This window comes from Bradyrhizobium sp. NBAIM01 (assembly GCF_020194115.1).
Lineage (GTDB): Bacteria > Pseudomonadota > Alphaproteobacteria > Rhizobiales > Xanthobacteraceae > Bradyrhizobium > Bradyrhizobium yuanmingense.
The window spans coordinates 467,298-484,711 of sequence record NZ_JADYVU010000004.1; the positions used below are offsets into that span (position 1 = coordinate 467,298).

General features: G+C 62.9%; 15 protein-coding genes and 1 tRNA gene. 8 read left to right on the plus strand and 8 right to left on the minus strand.

What is annotated here, in order from left to right; translation table 11 throughout:
• Positions 1 to 534: 534 nt before the first annotated feature.
• The 4 genes from I6F31_RS17425 to bioB form a co-directional block, all read right to left on the minus strand.
• The gene (locus tag I6F31_RS17425) at positions 535 to 1,797 is read right to left on the minus strand and encodes an adenosylmethionine--8-amino-7-oxononanoate transaminase (RefSeq protein ID WP_225185812.1); all 1,263 of its coding nucleotides are present in this window, start codon (positions 1,795 to 1,797) and stop codon (positions 535 to 537) included.
• Positions 1,797 to 2,429: a dethiobiotin synthase gene (gene bioD / locus I6F31_RS17430; RefSeq protein ID WP_225185813.1), complete on the minus strand. Its 633-nt coding sequence runs from the start codon at positions 2,427 to 2,429 to the stop codon at positions 1,797 to 1,799. Before bioD ends, I6F31_RS17425 begins: the two co-directional genes overlap by 1 nt.
• Positions 2,411 to 3,580 (minus strand): 8-amino-7-oxononanoate synthase, encoded by a 1,170-nt coding sequence (locus I6F31_RS17435; protein WP_225185814.1) that lies wholly within the window; start codon positions 3,578 to 3,580, stop codon positions 2,411 to 2,413. Before I6F31_RS17435 ends, bioD begins: the two co-directional genes overlap by 19 nt.
• Positions 3,581 to 3,698: 118 nt before the next feature.
• Positions 3,699 to 4,760, minus strand: coding sequence for a biotin synthase BioB (gene bioB / locus I6F31_RS17440; RefSeq protein WP_225185815.1), 1,062 nt, complete (start codon positions 4,758 to 4,760; stop codon positions 3,699 to 3,701).
• Positions 4,761 to 4,880: 120 nt separating this feature from the next.
• Here bioB and I6F31_RS17445 point away from each other — a divergent pair, with 120 nt between their 5' ends.
• Positions 4,881 to 5,522 (plus strand): GntR family transcriptional regulator, encoded by a 642-nt coding sequence (locus I6F31_RS17445; protein ID WP_225185816.1) that lies wholly within the window; start codon positions 4,881 to 4,883, stop codon positions 5,520 to 5,522.
• A gap of 660 nt (positions 5,523 to 6,182) precedes the next feature.
• Positions 6,183 to 7,811, plus strand: coding sequence for a recombinase family protein (locus I6F31_RS17450; protein WP_225185842.1), 1,629 nt, complete (start codon positions 6,183 to 6,185; stop codon positions 7,809 to 7,811).
• Here I6F31_RS17450 and I6F31_RS17455 read toward each other — a convergent pair.
• The 4 genes from I6F31_RS17455 to mnmA form a co-directional block, all read right to left on the minus strand.
• Positions 7,768 to 7,844: transfer RNA gene (locus I6F31_RS17455), tRNA-Met, on the minus strand. The genes I6F31_RS17450 and I6F31_RS17455 overlap by 44 nt on opposite strands.
• A 248-nt stretch (positions 7,845 to 8,092) precedes the next feature.
• Positions 8,093 to 8,446, minus strand: a complete 354-nt coding sequence (locus tag I6F31_RS17460; RefSeq protein WP_225185817.1) for a hypothetical protein — start codon at positions 8,444 to 8,446, stop codon at positions 8,093 to 8,095.
• A gap of 46 nt (positions 8,447 to 8,492) precedes the next feature.
• A complete protein-coding gene (locus I6F31_RS17465; RefSeq protein WP_109142574.1) occupies positions 8,493 to 9,131 on the minus strand; it encodes a methyltransferase domain-containing protein in 639 nt (212 codons plus the stop codon).
• Between the two features lie 241 nt (positions 9,132 to 9,372).
• A complete protein-coding gene (gene mnmA / locus I6F31_RS17470; RefSeq protein ID WP_225185818.1) occupies positions 9,373 to 10,554 on the minus strand; it encodes a tRNA 2-thiouridine(34) synthase MnmA in 1,182 nt (393 codons plus the stop codon).
• Positions 10,555 to 10,918: 364 nt separating this feature from the next.
• On the opposite strand from mnmA, the gene I6F31_RS17475 reads away from it, so the two are divergent.
• The 6 genes from I6F31_RS17475 (at position 10,919) to I6F31_RS17500 (ending at position 17,414) form a co-directional block, all read left to right on the plus strand.
• Entirely contained in the window at positions 10,919 to 12,496 is a 1,578-nt protein-coding gene (locus tag I6F31_RS17475) for a flagellar hook-length control protein FliK (protein ID WP_346656494.1), read from the plus strand.
• A 13-nt stretch (positions 12,497 to 12,509) separates the two neighbouring features.
• Positions 12,510 to 13,214, plus strand: coding sequence for a flagellar hook capping FlgD N-terminal domain-containing protein (locus I6F31_RS17480; RefSeq protein ID WP_035999051.1), 705 nt, complete (start codon positions 12,510 to 12,512; stop codon positions 13,212 to 13,214).
• A gap of 385 nt (positions 13,215 to 13,599) precedes the next feature.
• Complete coding sequence (locus tag I6F31_RS17485; protein ID WP_002714638.1) at positions 13,600 to 13,875, plus strand: DUF1153 domain-containing protein; 276 nt, start codon at positions 13,600 to 13,602, stop codon at positions 13,873 to 13,875.
• Positions 13,876 to 14,053: 178 nt separating this feature from the next.
• Positions 14,054 to 15,664 carry a flagellar basal-body MS-ring/collar protein FliF gene (fliF, locus tag I6F31_RS17490; RefSeq protein ID WP_225185820.1) on the plus strand — a complete coding sequence of 537 codons (1,611 nt, stop codon included), beginning with the start codon at positions 14,054 to 14,056 and terminating at the stop codon, positions 15,662 to 15,664.
• 32 nt (positions 15,665 to 15,696) lie between these two features.
• Positions 15,697 to 16,791, plus strand: a complete 1,095-nt coding sequence (gene fliG, locus I6F31_RS17495; protein WP_035999044.1) for a flagellar motor switch protein FliG — start codon at positions 15,697 to 15,699, stop codon at positions 16,789 to 16,791.
• Positions 16,791 to 17,414 (plus strand): FliH/SctL family protein, encoded by a 624-nt coding sequence (locus tag I6F31_RS17500; RefSeq protein ID WP_035999041.1) that lies wholly within the window; start codon positions 16,791 to 16,793, stop codon positions 17,412 to 17,414. Before fliG ends, I6F31_RS17500 begins: the two co-directional genes overlap by 1 nt.

The following is a 17,414-nucleotide window of genomic DNA, read 5'->3' on the forward strand; positions in this document are numbered from 1 at the left end:
CTACGTCAACTTCGCTGCTCGTCCGAGAAGGACGAACTGCAAGCAATGAATTGGTCACCGACTTGGCAGGTCCGCGTAGCAGCGCCGTTGAGCCACAGCAACGTGAGCCGCGTGCGCCAAGAATGACATAACTTAGGATTCGTGCCCCAAAGTTCTTGTTCCAGATCTCCACGAATTCCGTCGCTAGAATGCGCCTCGTCACAGTGATCTGGATCGAGGGGGATGGAACCGTAATAATGAAGATTAGCCTCTGAGATGGATGCCGTGCAGCTTAGCAGCAAGTACTTTGTTATTTCAAATACCGTTGAGCCTTTGCCCACCCAGTACCCCCTAGGGATCCGTGGAGGATAATTGTCGAACGAAGAAAGAAATCGGTGCCTCGAGAACGGCCCGCCGACGGATGAAATTCCTTGCGCGATCACCATACGAAGACTTTCTCGGCCGCTGGGTTGGACCATGGGGGGGGGGGGGGGCGATTGGCTTCGGCAGATTCGCCGACGGGCTGTGGCGATCGGCGACCGATCCGGCCTGCTTCTAGACCAGCTCATCGGCTGCATCGTTAATTGCCGCGTAGATTTCAGCAAGGTCCGCCGACGTGACACAATACGGCGGCATGACATAGATCGTATTGCCGAGCGGGCGGAGCAGCAGATCTCGATCGCTAAAGAACGCCTGCAACCTCGGCCCTATATTGGCGAGGTACCCTTCGTCGCACACCTTCAGCTCGAGTGCGGTGATAGTACCAGTCTGACGGACATTCCCGAAGCGCGCGTCCGCGCGAAATGGCTCGATTTTCTGTTTCTGCATTGCAGCGATGGAGGCCACACGCTCATAAGTCTCATGGTGGGACCAGAGATCCAGGTTCGCCTTGGCAGCGGCACATGCCACCGGATTTGCCGTGTAAGAACTGGAGTGGAAGAAGGTGCGGGTTCGGTCTTTCGAATAGTGTGCATCAAAAATCTCCGCGCGGCAGAGCGTCACCGCAAGCGGAAGAGAGCCACCCGTGAGGCCCTTGGAATAGCAGGCAATGTCGGGCCTGACACTAGCCTGCTCGCACGCGAATAATGTTCCAGTACGCCCCCAGCCGGTCATGACCTCGTCGGCAATGAATAGGACGCCCGAGGCCTCACAGATCCGTTTCATTTCATTTAGGACCCAAGCAGGATACATAAGCATCCCCCCAGCGCCTAGGATAAGGGGTTCGACGATGAAGGCAGCCGGATTATCGTTGCAACACGCGGCCTCGAGCGCGTCGAGTGTCGCCTGTTCATGACCCAGCGCCGGGAACGGAACTGAGGTAACCTCGAACAGCAGAGGTTCGTATGCGGCATTGAACACACCACGCGCGCCGACCGACATCGTACCTACGGTGTCGCCATGATAGGAATGCTGCATCACGAGGATACGTGAGCGCGACTCGCCGATGTTGCGCCAATAGCTGAGCGCCATTTTAAGCGCCACCTCCACGCTGATCGAGCCGCTGTCGGAGAAGAAGACGTAGTCGAGGCCACGGGGCGCCAGTTTCAACAGCAGGGAGGCTACCTCTTCGGCGGGTTCATGAGTGTGGCCAGCGAAGATGATCTGGTCGAGCTTTTCCGCCTGCTTCTGAATGGCATTCACGATGTAAGGATGGCAATGGCCATGGGTCACAACCCACCAAGACGCAATCCCGTCGATGATGCGACGGTCATTCGCAGTGTAAAGATATGCACCCTCGCCGCTCAGAATCTTTATCATCTCGCCTTGCAGCGCATGTTGGGTAAACGGATGCCAGATCCGCGACTTTGCTTTGCACATTATGAATCGAAATCGCCACCATGGAACGAAACCTTGAAGGCCGCGCGAAGCGCGTAGGCGGTGAGTGGAACAAGGCACGAGAGCCGGCCCAGCTTCCGCACTTTTCCGATCCTGCAAATAGTGGTCTCGGTGTCGACGTTCTCTTCGCCGATGAACACGATACCGCGAATGTCAATGTTGCGATTGTGCAAGGCCTCGAGCGAAAGCAGCGAATGATTGATGGTACCGAGGGCAGTGCGCGCACAGAGAATGACCGGCACCCGCCATCGTGCAAAGACGTCTATATATAGTTCGTTGCGATTGAGCGGTACCATTAGCCCACCTGCCCCCTCGATCACGAGCGGGCGCTTTCCGGTGTCCGGCACATTGAGTGAGGTGGCGTCGATGTGAAGCCGATCGAGTTCTGCTGCGAGATGTGGTGACGCGGGCGTTTCAAGACGATATCGCTCTGGCACAATCCGATCGTTCGGAAGTTCGGCCAGTCGTTTAACGACCTCAGAATCGGTCTCCGCCCGAAGACCAGCCTGGATCGGTTTCCAATAATAGGCATCAAGAAAACCGACGATCCCTGCGCAAAAGGTGGTCTTGCCGACGCCAGTATCGGTGCCGGTGACTACGAATCGCCGAGCCATCTTGCCTCGCTTCCGGTTTCTTCCATCAAGGCATCGAGCAAGGAACGCACATCGTTCTCTCCGACATTCAGTGTCAGGGAGATTCGCAGCCGAGCTGTGCCGGCCGGCACGGTCGGTGGTCGGATTCCGCGAACATCGAATCCGCGAGCCTGCAGCATCGACGCCACTTTCATGGCGCGCGCGTTGTCACCGACAATGTAAGGGACAATCTGGGAAGCAGAGGGACTCCGGCCTCCGCGCAAGCGGATCTCCCGATGTGTGAAGGCGACTAAGCTGGCTAGGCGTTGTTGCCGCTCCGGTTCCTCCTTCAAGATTGTTAGCGCCTCCTGCACGGCAACAGCCAGTAAAGGCGACGGCGCCGTTGCAAAAATGAGTGGACGGCAACGGTTAACCATGAAGTCGCGCAGCACCTGGCTCGCGGTGACGAGGGCGCCGGCGGCGCCCAACGCCTTGCCGCATGTATGAACGACCACCAGGTTCTCGCGCCCTTCATATGGGGCGGTCAGCCCCTTTCCCTGCTCACCATAAACGCCAGTGGCATGAGCTTCATCCACCAAAAGGAACGCATCATGCCTATCGGCAATTGCGACAAGCTCCCTGAGCGGCGCGAAATCGCCGTCCATGCTGTACAGACTTTCAGCCACGATCCAGACGCAGCCGGTCCCGCCTTTCGCGCGCCAGTCGCGGATTATGCCTTCGACCGACGTCGGATCGTTGTGAGCGTTTTCGCGAAACTCGGCTCGTCCGGACCGCGCTCCTTCGCGAATGCTCGCGTGCACGAGCGAATCGAGTACCAGCAGATCGCCCAGTTGAGGCAGCGTCGTCAGGATGGCAAAATTCGCCACATACCCGGCGCTGAAAAACAGCGCCGTCTCGGCTCCGAAAAGGTGCGCGGCCTCCGCTTCGAGACGCTCGTGCTCGTCGCAATTTCCGCGCAGGAGTCGTGACCCGCCGGCTCCAATTGGAGTGCCGGCTTCCAGCGCAGCCGCCACAGCCTCCTTCATACGCGGCGCACTCGCCAGCGCGAGATAATCGTTCGATCCAAAATCAATGCCCGAACGCGGCGCTAGGCGCCGCAGCCGGTCCTGCTCGTCTAGGGCCCGCAAGGCCGCGTGATAAGTGGCCACCTTATCCGCGCGTGTTGAAATCATGAATCATTCCCGTGTGTCTGTAGAAGGGGGTGCCTGCGCAAATCCCTCACGGCCGCCAATCACGAAGCCCTGATTCTTCCTGAGATTATTCAATAGTCTTTCGAGGCGGCGGACGCGGCTATGGGCGACAATCACTGTGAACGCTATCATTAGCCGGCGCACATTGCGTGTTGTCCGGCGGCTCCTGGTCGAGGCTGGATTTGATGCCGAGGCGTCCAAGCAACTCCACGTCTCGCTCGCGCTGCGGGTTGCGCGTGGTCAGAAGCGCGTCGCCGATAAAGATCGAATTAGCGCCAGCGAGAAGGCACAGCGTCTGCAATTCGTCGGTCATGTATTGCCGCCCCGCGGACAGCCGCACCATGCTTTGCGGCATCAGGATGCGTGCGACCGCGACGACACGCGCGAGGGAGATTGGATCGGGCCGTTCCGCAGTTTCCCTGACAGGCACGCCCTTGACCTCGTTCCAAAGGTTGATCGGCACGCTATCCGGATGACTCGGAAGATTGGCGAGCAGCACCAGCATGCCGAGCCGATCCGCGACGCGCTCCCCCATCCCGATGATGCCGCCGCTGCAGACCTTGATACCCGCCGCGCGCACCTCAGTAAGCGTGTGAATACGATCCTGCAGTATCCGCGTGGTGATGATCTGGCCATAGAATTCGGGCGAGGTATCGACGTTGTGGTTGTAGAAGTCGAGGCCGGCCTCACGCAAACGCTGCGCCTGAGGGGCGGTGAGCATTCCGAGTGTTACGCAGGTTTCCATTCCGAGACCCTTCACCGCGCTGACCATCTCGCAGACCTGGTTTAGGTCGCGGTCCTTTGGACTGCGCCATGCCGCCGCCATGCAGAACCGCTCCGCGCCGGCCGCCTTCGCGCGCTCGGCAGTCGCAATCACATCCGCCTTGTCCATCAGCCGCGTTGCTTTCAGCCCCGTGTCATAGTGCGCGCTCTGCGAGCAGTAACCGCAATCCTCTGGGCAGCCGCCAGTCTTGATGCTGAGAAGGCTCGCGGTCTGCAGATGATTGGGATCAAAGCGGCGGCGGTGAACAGCCTGGGCGCGGAACATCAGGTCGGAGAACGGTGCGCTATAGAGCGCCTCCGCCTCTCCAAGTGTCCAGTCGTGGCGAACGGGTTCAATGTCGCAGCTGTCGTCGGGTTTTGTTTTCGCGCTTGCGACCACCGAACCAGCCTCCTCTACTAATTATAGATAATCCTTAGGATTATCTATAAACTTTCCTGCAAATGTATGCTAACCGACGTCTGGCGGCCATGCACTATGTTTTCTGATAGATAATCTATAATGAATGAGAACGCGACAACTTCGCAACGCATTGCCAGTTTGATCGGGGGCCGCATTATCAGCGGCGCCCTAGAACCAGACGCACCGCTGCGGCAGGACCATATCGCACGCGAATTCAACTCGAGCCACGTCCCTGTGCGGGAAGCTTTTCGGCAACTGGAAGCACAACATCTCGTTGTTGCCGCCCCCCGCCGTGGCGTGCGTGTTGCATCGCTCGACGCGAAGTCGGTGAAGGAGATCGCCGAGATGCGCGCCGCGCTGGAAGTAGTCGCGCTGCGGAATGCCGCGCCAAAACTCACGGCGGCTCATCTGACGCGGATTGAGCTGGCCCTGATCGAAGCAGACAACGCGGAGACAATTCAGGAATTCGAGATCGCGAATCGCACATTTCACCACGCACTGGTGGCGCCCTGCGCAATGCCTCGATTGCTCGCCTGCCTCGATGGACTGCAACTCGCAAACTCGCGACTGGTGTTCGCGATGGCGCGCAGTGCCGGATGGCGTCCCCGATCCAATCAGGATCACCGCTTGATTCTGCAAGCAGTACGATCACGTAATATCGATCAGGCCTGCGATCTGCTTGCGCGTCACATTCAAAGTATTGAGCGGCTCGCGGTCGTCAGTGGCACGATACCAAAATAGCCCTGCGATCAGCCTTCATCTCGCACGAGCCATAGCCAGCCATGATTCGCCACATCGTCCTAATCACAGCTAAGAACATGACCGACACCGATCGAAATCGCCGGCCGAGTTTGGGTTCTTACCGCCTCGCACATCACGCCGGCACGCGTGCAACCGCAAGACCACCAGCTCGGTAATGACGTCGAACGCCGTTGTGAGAATGATACAAGGATGGGTCAAACGAGTACGACTCAGAGCTTCAGTTCGCGGCCGACTACAATTTGACGGATGTCGTCTCGGAAGTCTGGTGCACGTCCCCGAATTGCCATGGATCGAGCCGGTCACGCCGACGCGACGTCTCGCACATCCGGCTCTCCTCCCTTTTTTTTCGCCGCAGCGGCCGATTGCACGACGAGCTGATAGCGGCCGTTCCGAGCGGGCACAGATCCGAGCATGATGCTCGGATGATCACTACCCCTACCTCTTGTGGATTGGCGCCAGCGCAGGTGCGTGCACCTCGTTGAGTTCCGGGACGACTTAGAGTTTCGACCGTGCGAGAAGCCCATCGCAAATTGTCCTTGCAGAGGACTCCAGACAGGGTGATCTTAAGGCTCGCGCGCGCACTTGCTCGTCTGGCCGCGAGGGAAGATCATGAAAGACAGCTCGCCAATCGAAACGACGATGAAGAGAGCAACGATCTATGCTCGGTTCTCAACCGATCTTCAGAACGAGCGATCGATTGAGGATCAGCTTTTACTTTGTCAAACGTATGCGGAGCGCGAAGGCTTAACTGTTATCAGTACTTATGAAGATCGGGCTCGTTCGGGCGGCTCTGTCATGGGACGCGAAGGCCTCTTGCGGATGTTGGACCAAGCGCGGGAGAGATCTTTTGACGTAGTGATCGTCGAAGCGCTCGATCGCCTCTCTCGCGACATGGAAGATCTTGCAGGCATTCATAAGCGGCTATCCTTTCTCGGGATCGAGATCAGGGCGGTCCACGAAGGCGTCGTTAACACCGTGCTGGTCGGCCTTCGCGGCTTGATCGGACAACTCTATCGTGAGGACAACGCGCACAAAGTGCGTCGTGGCCAAGCGGGGCGGATCAAGCAAGGTCTGGCTGGGGGTGGCCTGACATACGGATACGCCGCGGTTCCTGGGAGAAGTGGCGAACGAGTTGTGGTCGAGAGCGAGGCACGAGTGATCCGGCGCATCTTTCAGGAATACGTGGAGGGCCGTACGCCTCGAGAAATCGCGCACGATCTCAACAAGGAGAGGATATCGCCTCCGCGGGGGCGCGCATGGAATGCCTCAACACTAAATGGCAATAGTGGGAGGGGTGCCGGCATTCTGCAGAACGAGCTTTATGTGGGCCGCCTGGTCTGGAACAAAGTTAGGATGGTGAAAGACCCCGACTCAGGAAAGCGCCTGTCACGACCGAATCCGAAGAGTGACTGGCAGGTTGCTGAAGTGCCGCAGCTTGCAATCGTCGATCCGGAGCTATTCACAGCTGCTCAGCAACGTAAGGAAGAGCGCAGTCACACCCACCCCAGCCACCAACGTCGGCCTCGTCGAATGCTATCTGGCCTCCTCCGTTGCGGCTCATGCGGTTCGGGTATGGCAACCAATGGGCGGGACAAATCAGGGCGCGTTCGTATTCGCTGCTCCGCGGCGACAGAGAGCGGCACATGTTCTGATGCGAAGACTTTCTATTTAGACACGGTCGAAAGTGCAGTCCTCAGCGGGCTAAAGGCCGAACTGCGTGCTCCGAACGTTATTTTGGAGTACGTACGAACATATCTGGAGGAGCGGAAGCGCCTCGCAGCTACATCACACGCAAAGCGGCAGCGCCTCGAGCAGCAGCTAGTGCAATTGGACCGCGAAATCGAACGACTAGTGGATGCAATTGCAAAAGGACACGGCGATCCATCAATTCTCGGGCCAAGATCAACCGCCCTAGGTGCCCAGCGAAAGCGGATCTGTGAGGAGTTGCAGAGCGAGCCGCACACGCCAAAGGAAGTCAGGTTACATCCGGGCATCCTGAAACGATACGAGGAGCAACTCGGTCGACTTGAAGAAGCGCTGGGGAAAAGTGTGTCAGCCGGAGACGCAGAGGCCGCACAGGCCATTAGAGATCTTGTCGATACCGTCACTGTGTTCCGGGATCCAGACAGACGGGGTGGAGTAGCGATTGAGATTGCAGGCCGATTAAATGCCCTGCTCGGCGAAGCTGCCTACCCTAAGGGGGTAAAGGGAGTGTGGGGAAAGATGGTAGCGGGGGAGGGACTCGAACCCCCGACCCCAGGATTATGATTCCCGTGCTCTAACCAGCTGAGCTACCCCGCCACAGGGATCGCGGCGGCGACTTGAGGCCGATCTCGCGAACGCGCGGCATATAAGGAAGGGGGCGGGGGTAAGTCAATCCGCCTTCGCTAAAGCTTCGGCGCGACAAGCCCGCTTCGGCCCGATTTCTCACCAGAATTTGCGATTTTTTACGGGGCCGGACTCGTGGATGGTGTCCCCTCACCCGGAATCCGCGCGTCGCGCGGATTCCGGCCTCTCCCCGGCGGGGGAGAGGCGAAGGGAAGCGTCCCTTATTTCGGCCTCACATTGGGGTCGCCGCCGGGGCTGCCGGGGGGCGGGATCACCGGGGTGTTGCTGTCAGTGCTGGGGGCCGGGGCGTGCATATCGGGATCGACGCCCGCGGGTGGGCAGAGCACGCCGTCCGTCTTGGCGAGCTTGTCGCCGAGCGGTTCCCGGGACTGGCCGGTGGTGGTGCCTTCCGGGGTGGTGGCCAGCCGATCGGATGGGGCACAGCCGGCGGCGCGTTGCGGGGATGGCGGCGCGGTCGCTTGCGGCGGCGTCGCCGGGGCGGGCGGGGCCTGCGCGATCGCGCTGCCAGAGGCGGCGATCAGGAGGCCCGCAAGAATGAGGTTTGTCGTGCGCATGGGAAGGAAACGCGCGCGCGAGGCCCCCTGTTCCCGCAGGTGGCAATCACGATTTGCGGTAGCGGATCAGCGAGAAATGGCCCATCGGCGGCATGGGGCGGCGCTCGGTGAGCGCGACGCCGCCGTGCCTTGCGGCCCAGCCCTCGAGGCGCGCCCACGGGAATTCCGGGCGCCAGCCGAGGCGGCGGGCGATGGGCGCGAAAGCGAGCTCGAACAGCTTGCGAGGGCCGCTCTCCGCACCGATGTGGTTGACCAGGATCAGCTCGCCGCCTGACTTGAGCACGCGCATGAACTCGTCGAGCGTGCCTTCGGGATCGGGAACGGCGGTGATGACATATTGCGCCACCACCGCGTCGAAGAAATCATCGGGGAAGGCGAGGTTCTTCGCATCCATCACCGAGAGCACCTCGACGTTGGAGAGGCGGAGCGAACGCACACGCGCCTGCGCCTTGCGCAGCATCGGCTCGGAGATGTCGACGCCGCAGACCTTGGTGGTGCGCGCGTATTCGGAGAGCGAAAGACCGGTGCCGACGCCGACGTCGAGGACGCGGCCGCCGATGCGGTCGGCCTCGGCGATGGTCGACTGCCGGCCGGCGTCGAACACCTTGCCGAACACGAGATCATAGACCGGCGCCCAGCGGCCATAGGCCTTCTCGACCCCGGCCCGCGAGATGTCTGCTGCCATGCCCCCTGCCCTTGCGCGAAGATTCTCTAAGGTGTGTTTGTTGGTGAGAACGGATCCCGCCCCGCGGGAGGTCTAGTGCCTCTCCCGCGTGCGGGAGAGGTCGCGCCGAAGGCGCGGATGAGGGTTCTCTCCGCATCGGGAGTATCCCATCGCGGAAGCACCCTCTCCCCTACCCTCTCCCGCAAGCGGGAGAGGGGGCGCACCGTGGCTGCGGTGACAGTTGGGCTCAATCTCATCGCGCTCAGCCGCGCACGGCTTCCGCGAGCGGGCGCGATGTGCCCGTGCCGACCTTGGCTGCGGCGCTCTGGATGAAGCCGCCGCCGAGCACGCGGGCCTGGCCGCTAGGTGCGTCGTAGAACACGCACGCCTGTCCCGGCGAGACGCCCTCTTCGCCGGCGACGAGCTCGACCTCGTAACGGCCGTTGCTGCCGCGCAGCCAGGCCGGTTGGGGGCTGCGGGTGGAGCGCACGCGCACGAACATCTCAAGGCCGCTTCCGATGGCGCGGTCGATGTCGCCGTCGCCGATCCAGTTGACGTCGCGAAGTGCGATGCGGTGCATCTTCAGCGCATCGCGCGGGCCGACCACGACGCGGCGGGTGGCCGCGTCCAGCCGCACCACGAACAGCGGCGCATGGGCTGCGATGCCGAGGCCGCGGCGCTGGCCGACGGTGAAATTGGCGATGCCGTTGTGCCGGCCGAGCACGCGGCCCTCGAGATCGACGATGTCGCCGGGGTCCATCGCATTGGGGCGCAGGCGCGTGATGATGTCGGTGTAGCGGCCGGTCGGCACGAAGCAGATGTCCTGGCTGTCGTGCTTGTCGGCGACCGCAAGCCCAAAGCGACGCGCGAGCTCGCGCGTCTCGGGCTTGGTCATGTCGCCGAGCGGAAAGCGCAGGAAGTCGAGCTGTTCCTGCGTGGTCGCGAACAGGAAATAGCTCTGGTCGCGATCGGCGTCGGCGGCGCAGACCAGCGCGCGCGAGCCGTCGTTCCGGCGCCGTGAGGCGACGTAATGGCCGGTGGCGAGCGCCTGGGCGCCGAGCTCGCGGGCGGTCTTCAAGAGGTCGCGGAATTTGACGCTGCGGTTGCACTCGATGCAGGGCACCGGCGTTTCGCCAAGGGCATAAGAATCGGCGAAATTGTCGATGACGGACTCGCGGAAGCGGTCCTCGTAGTCGAGCACGTAATGGGGAATGCCGAGCTTGGCCGCGACGTCGCGGGCGTCGTGGATGTCCTGGCCGGCGCAGCAGGCGCCCTTGCGGTGGGTGGCCGCGCCATGGTCGTAGAGCTGCAGCGTGATGCCGACGACGTCGTAGCCCTCAGCCTTCAGCAGCGCAGCCGTCGTCGAGGAATCGACGCCGCCCGACATGGCAACGACGACCCTGGTGTCCTCGGGACGGCCTTCGAGATCCAGACTGTTGAGCATGGGCCCTGGAGCGTTGTGACGGCGGCGACGCGCGATTTGCTTTCTCGGGGGACGGTGGCGATCCCCCGGAACCTTGGTTCCCGAAGAGCACGACTGCCCAAGTCGAAAGCGGCTGAGAGTAGCCTCTTTAATATAGGCGGCATTCCGGTGAAGCAATCACGCGAGCCCCCCGCTTAGGGCAATTCTTGCCGGGGCGGCAGAAATGGCGGGGTCGGAGCCGGCGGCCCGGCAATGCACCCACATCGCCAAATCATTGATTATATTACTGAAATATTCGGTTCGGGGCGCTGGCCCGCTCCTTGCTCCCTCTTGATGCGAAGTTGCTTGCAAGGGGTTGCCTGTGGTCGGTCGGATGTCAGATGTCGTGGCAAGCGTGCAAATCCAGAGCGCGCAGCAGAAGCCTGCCCGGTCGCAAGGCCCGAAAGACACGCCCGCGAGCGAGGCTTTCGGCTCGCTGGTCGACAGCAACACGCAGGCCGGCGGCAACAACGCGCCGGCACAGGACAGCGCACCACGCCGGAGCGAGCAGACCTCGTCCTCCCCGGCGGCCGAGCGGCCGTCGCGCGACACCTCGTCCACCGACCAGGCTTCGCAGAGCAAGGCGAGCGACGACACCGACCCATCTGCGCCGGCGGAGAATGACAGGGGCGAGGCGTCCAGCGATCCGGCCACGGACGCCGGCAAGGTCAAGGACAAGTCCGAGACGGCCGACGCCAAATCGGCCGACAAATTCGACGAGCCCGAGAGCGACGCGACTGATGGCACCGAGGTCCTCACCGCCGCCGTCGAGGCAGCTGCCGCCGCGCCGTCCGCGACGACGCAGGCCGCCCTGCCCGACCCCGGCATCATCGTTGCCGCGCCGGTCGTCCCGGTCGACCCGAATGCAGCTGCGAACCAGGCTGGCGATGCCGCCGCCGCGCCGCTCGCGATCGCCGCGGCAGGTCTTGCCGCCAGCGCCTCCATTGCGGCCCAGATCACCGGCACCAAGACCGATACCGCCACGGCGAGCGCCAAGGCCGCAGGCGCCGAGGTCGATGCCGAGACCACGACGACGCTCGGCGAGGCCGCGGCCGGAACGACCGAGACCGCCTCGACCGATGGAAAAGCTGGTGGCGGACTGATCGCCGCGGTCAGCCAGGGCACGCCCAAGACCGCGTTCAAGGATGCCGCCACGGCGCAAGCCCAGACCGACATCTCGAATATCGGCCAGGACACCGGCAAGACGAACCTCGCCACGGCGCAGGCACCCGCCAGCGCCGCGCATGCGCAAGGCGTCAAGCCGCAGCCCGATAGCGTCGCGACCGACGCCAAGGCGGGCCCCGCCGACCGCGCCGCCGATCCGGCCCAGGCCACGTCGGCCGCGCCGGCGCATGCCGGCCCGCAAGCCACGATCGCTCCGACGGATACCAGCGCGCAGGCCGCTTCTACCGTGCAGGCGCCGCTGACGAATGCGACCTCGGCCGCGACAGCATCAACCGCGACGCTCACCGCGACCGCGGCGACCCACACTACGGCGGTGCCGATCAGCGGCATCCCGATCGAGATCGCAGCCGCCATTCGGTCCGGCAAGTCGCGGTTCGACATCAGCCTCGATCCGGCCGAGCTCGGCCGCATCGATGTGCGCATCAATGTCGACCGCGCCGGCAACGTCACCTCGCATCTCACCGTCGAGAAGCCGGAGACGCTGCAGATGCTGCGTCAGGACGCGCCGCAATTGCAGCGCGCGCTCGACGATGCCGGCTTCAAGACCGGCAGCAACGGTCTGTCCTTCAGCCTGCGCGACCAGAATTCATCGGGCCAGCACTCAGGCCAGAACAACGACAATGGTGGCAATGCCCGCCGCCTGATCATCAGCGAGGACGACAGCGTTTCCACGGCGCCCATCGGGCGCGGCTATGGCCGCATGCTCGGATCGAGCAGCGGCGTCGACATCAGAGTGTGAGGAGTATCTGGCAATGACCACCACGAATGCCGCCACTGCGCCCTCGGTCGTCTCCGGAACGACCGACCTGCCGAAATCCTCGTCGAGTTCGTCGATGAGCTCGACCACGGGATCGACGCTCGCCGGCAATTTCCAGACCTTCCTGACCCTGCTGACGACGCAGCTGCAGAACCAGAACCCGCTCGATCCGCTCGACACCAACCAGTTCACCCAGCAGCTGGTGCAGTTCGCCGGCGTCGAGCAGCAGCTCAAGACCAACGAATCGCTGGCTCAGCTCGTCACCCTGCAGCAGACCACGCAGGCGACCCAGGCGCTGGGCTTCGTCGGCAAGACCGCGCTGGTCGACGGCTCGACCGCGACGATGACCAACTCGACGGCTGTCTGGCATCTCAACGTGCCGACCGACTCCACCGTCGAGATCTCCATCGCCAATTCGAGCGGCCAGACCGTGTTCAACGGTAAATATACCGCGGCCGCCGGCAACGACATTCCCTTCACCTGGAACGGGATGGGCAATGACGGCACGCAATGGCCCGACGGCAAGTACACGATCTCGGCCACGGGCAAGGACGTCGCGAACAACAATGTCGGCATCGCCGCGCAGGTGCAGGGCGTGGTGTCGTCGGTCGATCTGACCCAGTCGCCGCCGCTGCTCACCATCGACGGCGCCAGCTACACGCTGAGCCAGGTGAAGAGCATCATTGCGACGAGCAATTGAGGGCGGGCAAGCGAACCACATACGAGATGTCATCCCCGCGAAGGCGGGGATCCATAACCCCAGGAAGTCGTTTTCGCATTAGGTCGTAACCCCGAGTCGTCGTCAAACTGCTCCCTGGGGTTATGGGTCCCGGGCTCGCGCTACGCGCGCCCCGGGACGACGGTTGGGCCTCCGCGGCACCGCGCTCCGACCCTCGTTCGTTAGTAAAGTATTTACCTTCTGCCCCGCTCAGCCGGCCGAGACTGCGTCTTTCGCCCGCCGAGTCGGCCGCGTTCCCGCAAGATTCAACGAGAATTGTATTGAACCCTTAGGCTTAGCGGATTTTTAAGCCGCGGGGGTTACGGTTACGGCGTGAGTTCAGTGGTTGAGAGTTTGTGAGTACGCCATGACAGAACCCCATCGCCCGAGGGTAAAATACGTCATCGGGCCGGACGGCAGTCCGTTGACGATCGCGGATCTGCCTGCACCCGGCACCAAACGCTGGGTCATCCGCCGCAAGGCCGAAGTCGTCGCCGCTGTCCGTGGCGGACTTCTCTCCCTGGAGGAGGCCTGCAGCCGTTATACCCTGACGGTCGACGAATTCCTCTCCTGGCAGTTTTCCATCGACCAGCACGGTCTGGCGGGTCTTCGCACCACCCGCATCCAGCAATATCGCCAGTAGGCGATCCGGAATTCTGCGGTTTTTGACGAAAATCGGCCTCGCTTCGCGAGGCCGATTTTTTTCATGATGCACTTTTGTCCGACCTCTTAACCTTCGTTAACCATATCGAAACCATCACCTAGGCAATAATTGCCCAGTCGACCGCTCGGTTGCGGGTCGGATTGGTCGGGGCGGTTGCTTGCAAGGTCTTGCGGACTTCTTAAAAAGTATCGGTGCCGCCCGGTTCGGGGCGATGATCGCGGTCACCGCCGCGCTCATCGGCTTCTTTGCCTTCGTCATCATGCGTGTCACCACGCCGCAGATGACGACGCTGTTCACGGACCTGTCCGTCGAAGACTCCTCCAGCATCATCAAGGACCTGGAACGCCAGGGCATCCAGTTCGAGATCCGCAATGAGGGCTCCATCATCATGGTGCCCAAGGACAAGGTCACCCGGCTGCGGATGAAGCTCGCCGAGGGCGGCCTGCCCAAGGGCGGCGGCGTCGGCTACGAGGTGTTCGACAAGTCGGACGCGCTCGGCACCACCTCCTTCGTCCAGAACATCAATCATCTGCGCGCGCTCGAGGGCGAGTTCGCCCGCACCATCCGGGCCATCGACCGCATCCAGGCCGCCCGCGTCCATCTGGTGCTGCCCGAGCGGCCGCTATTCGCCCGCGAAGCGCCGGAGCCGTCGGCCTCGATCGTGGTGCGCGTCCGCGGCGCGCTGGAAGCCCAGCAGATCCGCGCCATCCGCCACCTCGTCGCCTCCGCCGTCAACGGCCTGAAGCCGCAGCGGGTCTCGATCGTCGACGAGGCCGGTCAGCTGCTCGCCGACGGAGCCCAGACCGATCCGGAACAGGCGGTCGGCGAGGAGCGCCGCATCGCCTTCGAGAAGCGCATGCGCAAGCAGGTCGAGGACATCGTCTCCTCCGTGGTCGGCTCGGGCCGCGCCCGCGTGCAGCTCTCCGCCGATTTCGACTTCAACAAGGTCACCCAGACCTCGGACAAGTTCGATCCCGAGGGCCGCGTGCTGCGCTCGAGCCAGACCCGCGAAGAGCAGAGCATGACCGCCGACAACAACGGCCAGGTCACTGTCAACAACGAGCTGCCCGGCAACCAGCAGAACAACGGCGTCGCGGCCAAGGACCAGAGCAAGAAGACCGAAGAGACCAACAATTACGAGATCTCCCGCACCACCAAGACCGAGGTGACCGAGGCCGGCCGGGTCAACCGCATCTCGGTCGCGGTGCTGGTCGACGGCATCTACAGCAAGAACGACAAGGGCGAGCTGGCCTACCAGGACCGCACCAAGGAGCAGCTCGACCGCATCGCCGCGCTGGTGCGCTCGGCGATCGGCTTCGACCAGAAGCGCGGCGACCAGGTCGAGGTCGTCAATCTGCGCTTCGCCGACGCGCCCTCCACTGCCCCGATCGGCGAGCCCAGCGGCTTTCTCGGCATGCTGCAGTTCACCAAGGACGATGTCATGTACTTCGTCGAGCTCGGCGTGATGATGCTGCTCGGCCTCGTCGTGCTGTTCCTGGTGATCCGCCCGCTGGTCAAGCGCATTCTCGCCTCCGACGAGGTCGCCGCCGCCATCTCCGGCGTGCTGACGGGCCCAGCCGCCTCGGAAGAGGCCGCGCCGGCCGGACAGCCGCTGCTGCCGAGCGGCGGCACCAGCGCCATCGACGTCGCCACCATTCAGGGCCAGGTCCACGCCCAGTCCGTTCACCGCGTCGGCGAACTCGCCGAACGCAATCCCAACGAAACCGTCGCAATCATCCGCCAGTGGCTGACTGAGCCGACGAAATAACCAAAGCCAAGTGCATCAAGAAGTGATCTGACATGGCCGCCTCCTTGCAAAACGCCAACTCCAACGACATCACCAGCGTGATCTCCACGCTCGGTCAGCGCGCCGGCAGCCGTGAGGGCGGACCCAAGACAGAAGGTCTGACAGGGCCGAGGCGCGCCGCGATCCTGATGCTGGCGCTCGGCGAGCAATATGGCGGCAAGATCTGGAGCCTGCTCGACGACGACGAGGTCCGCCAGCTCTCGCTGGAGATGTCGACGCTCGGCACCGTCGAGGTCGACACGGTCGAGGACATGCTGCTCGAATTCGTCTCGCGCATGTCGGCCTCGGGCGCGCTGATGGGCAATTTCGACGCCACCGAGCGGCTGCTCCAGCAATACCTGCCGCCGGAACGCGTCAACGGCATCATGGACGAGATCCGCGGTCCCGCCGGGCGCAACATGTGGGAGAAGCTCTCCAACGTGCAGGAAGAGGTGCTCGCCAACTACCTCAAGAACGAATACCCGCAGACCATCGCCGTGGTGCTGTCGAAGCTGAAGCCGGAGCACGCCGCGCGCGTGCTCGGCATCCTGCCCGAGGAGCTCGCGCTCGACGTCGTCAACCGCATGCTGAAGATGGAGGCGGTGCAGAAGGAGGTGATCGAGAGTGTCGAGAAGACGCTGCGCACCGAATTCATGTCCAACCTGTCGCAGACCCGCCGCCGCGACGCCCACGAGGTCATGGCGGAAATCTTCAACAATTTCGACCGCCAGACCGAAACCCGCTTCATCACCTCTCTGGAAGAGGACAACCGCGAATCCGCCGAGCGCATCAAGGCGCTGATGTTCACCTTCGACGACCTGGTGAAGCTCGATTCCGGCTCCGCCCAGACCTTGATGCGCAACGTCGACAAGGACAAGCTCGGCGTCGCGCTCAAGAGCGCGAACGAGGACGTCCGCAATTTCTTCTTCGGCAACATGTCCTCGCGCGCGGCCAAGATGCTCCAGGACGACATGGCGGCGATGGGCCCCGTGCGCCTGCGCGACGTTGACGAGGCCCAGGCGCTGCTGGTCAATCTCGCCAAGGACCTCGCCGCCAAGGGTGAGATCATGCTGACCAAGAACCGCGCCGACGACGAGCTGGTGTACTGATGGCCGCTCCGGCAAAATTCCTGTTCGATACCGACTTCGCGGCGCCCGAACGGGCGACGCGCGAGAAGGCCGCGACCGCGGCCGAGATCGCCCAGAAGGTCGCGGAAGCCGAGGCGCGCGCCTACCAGGACGGCTTTGCCGCCGGTCAGCGCGAAGCCAAGGCCGAAAGCGACCGCCGCGTTGCGCTCGCCATGGAAGAGATCAACATCGCGATTCGGGGCGTCGCCTCCGGCATCGGCAACATCGAGACCAGGATGGAGACCGAGGCGGTCGAGGTCGCGGTCGCGGTGGCGCGCAAGCTGTGCGCCGACCTTGTCGCCGCCGAGCCGCTCGGCGAGGTCATCGCGCTGGTCAAGGACTGCTTCTCGCATCTGGTCGCGACGCCGCATCTCGTCGTCCGCATCAACGATTCGCTCTACGACAGCGCGCGCGAGAAGATCGAGCGGCTCGCCAAGCAGAGCGGCTTCGAGGGCCGGCTGGTGATCCTGGCCGAGCCGGAAATTGCCACCGGCGACTGCCGGATCGAATGGGCCGATGGCGGCGTCGTGCTGGAGCGCGGCGCCATCGCGGCCAAGATCGACGAAATGGTCGGACGCTATATCGCGTCCCGCAGGGGGAGCTAA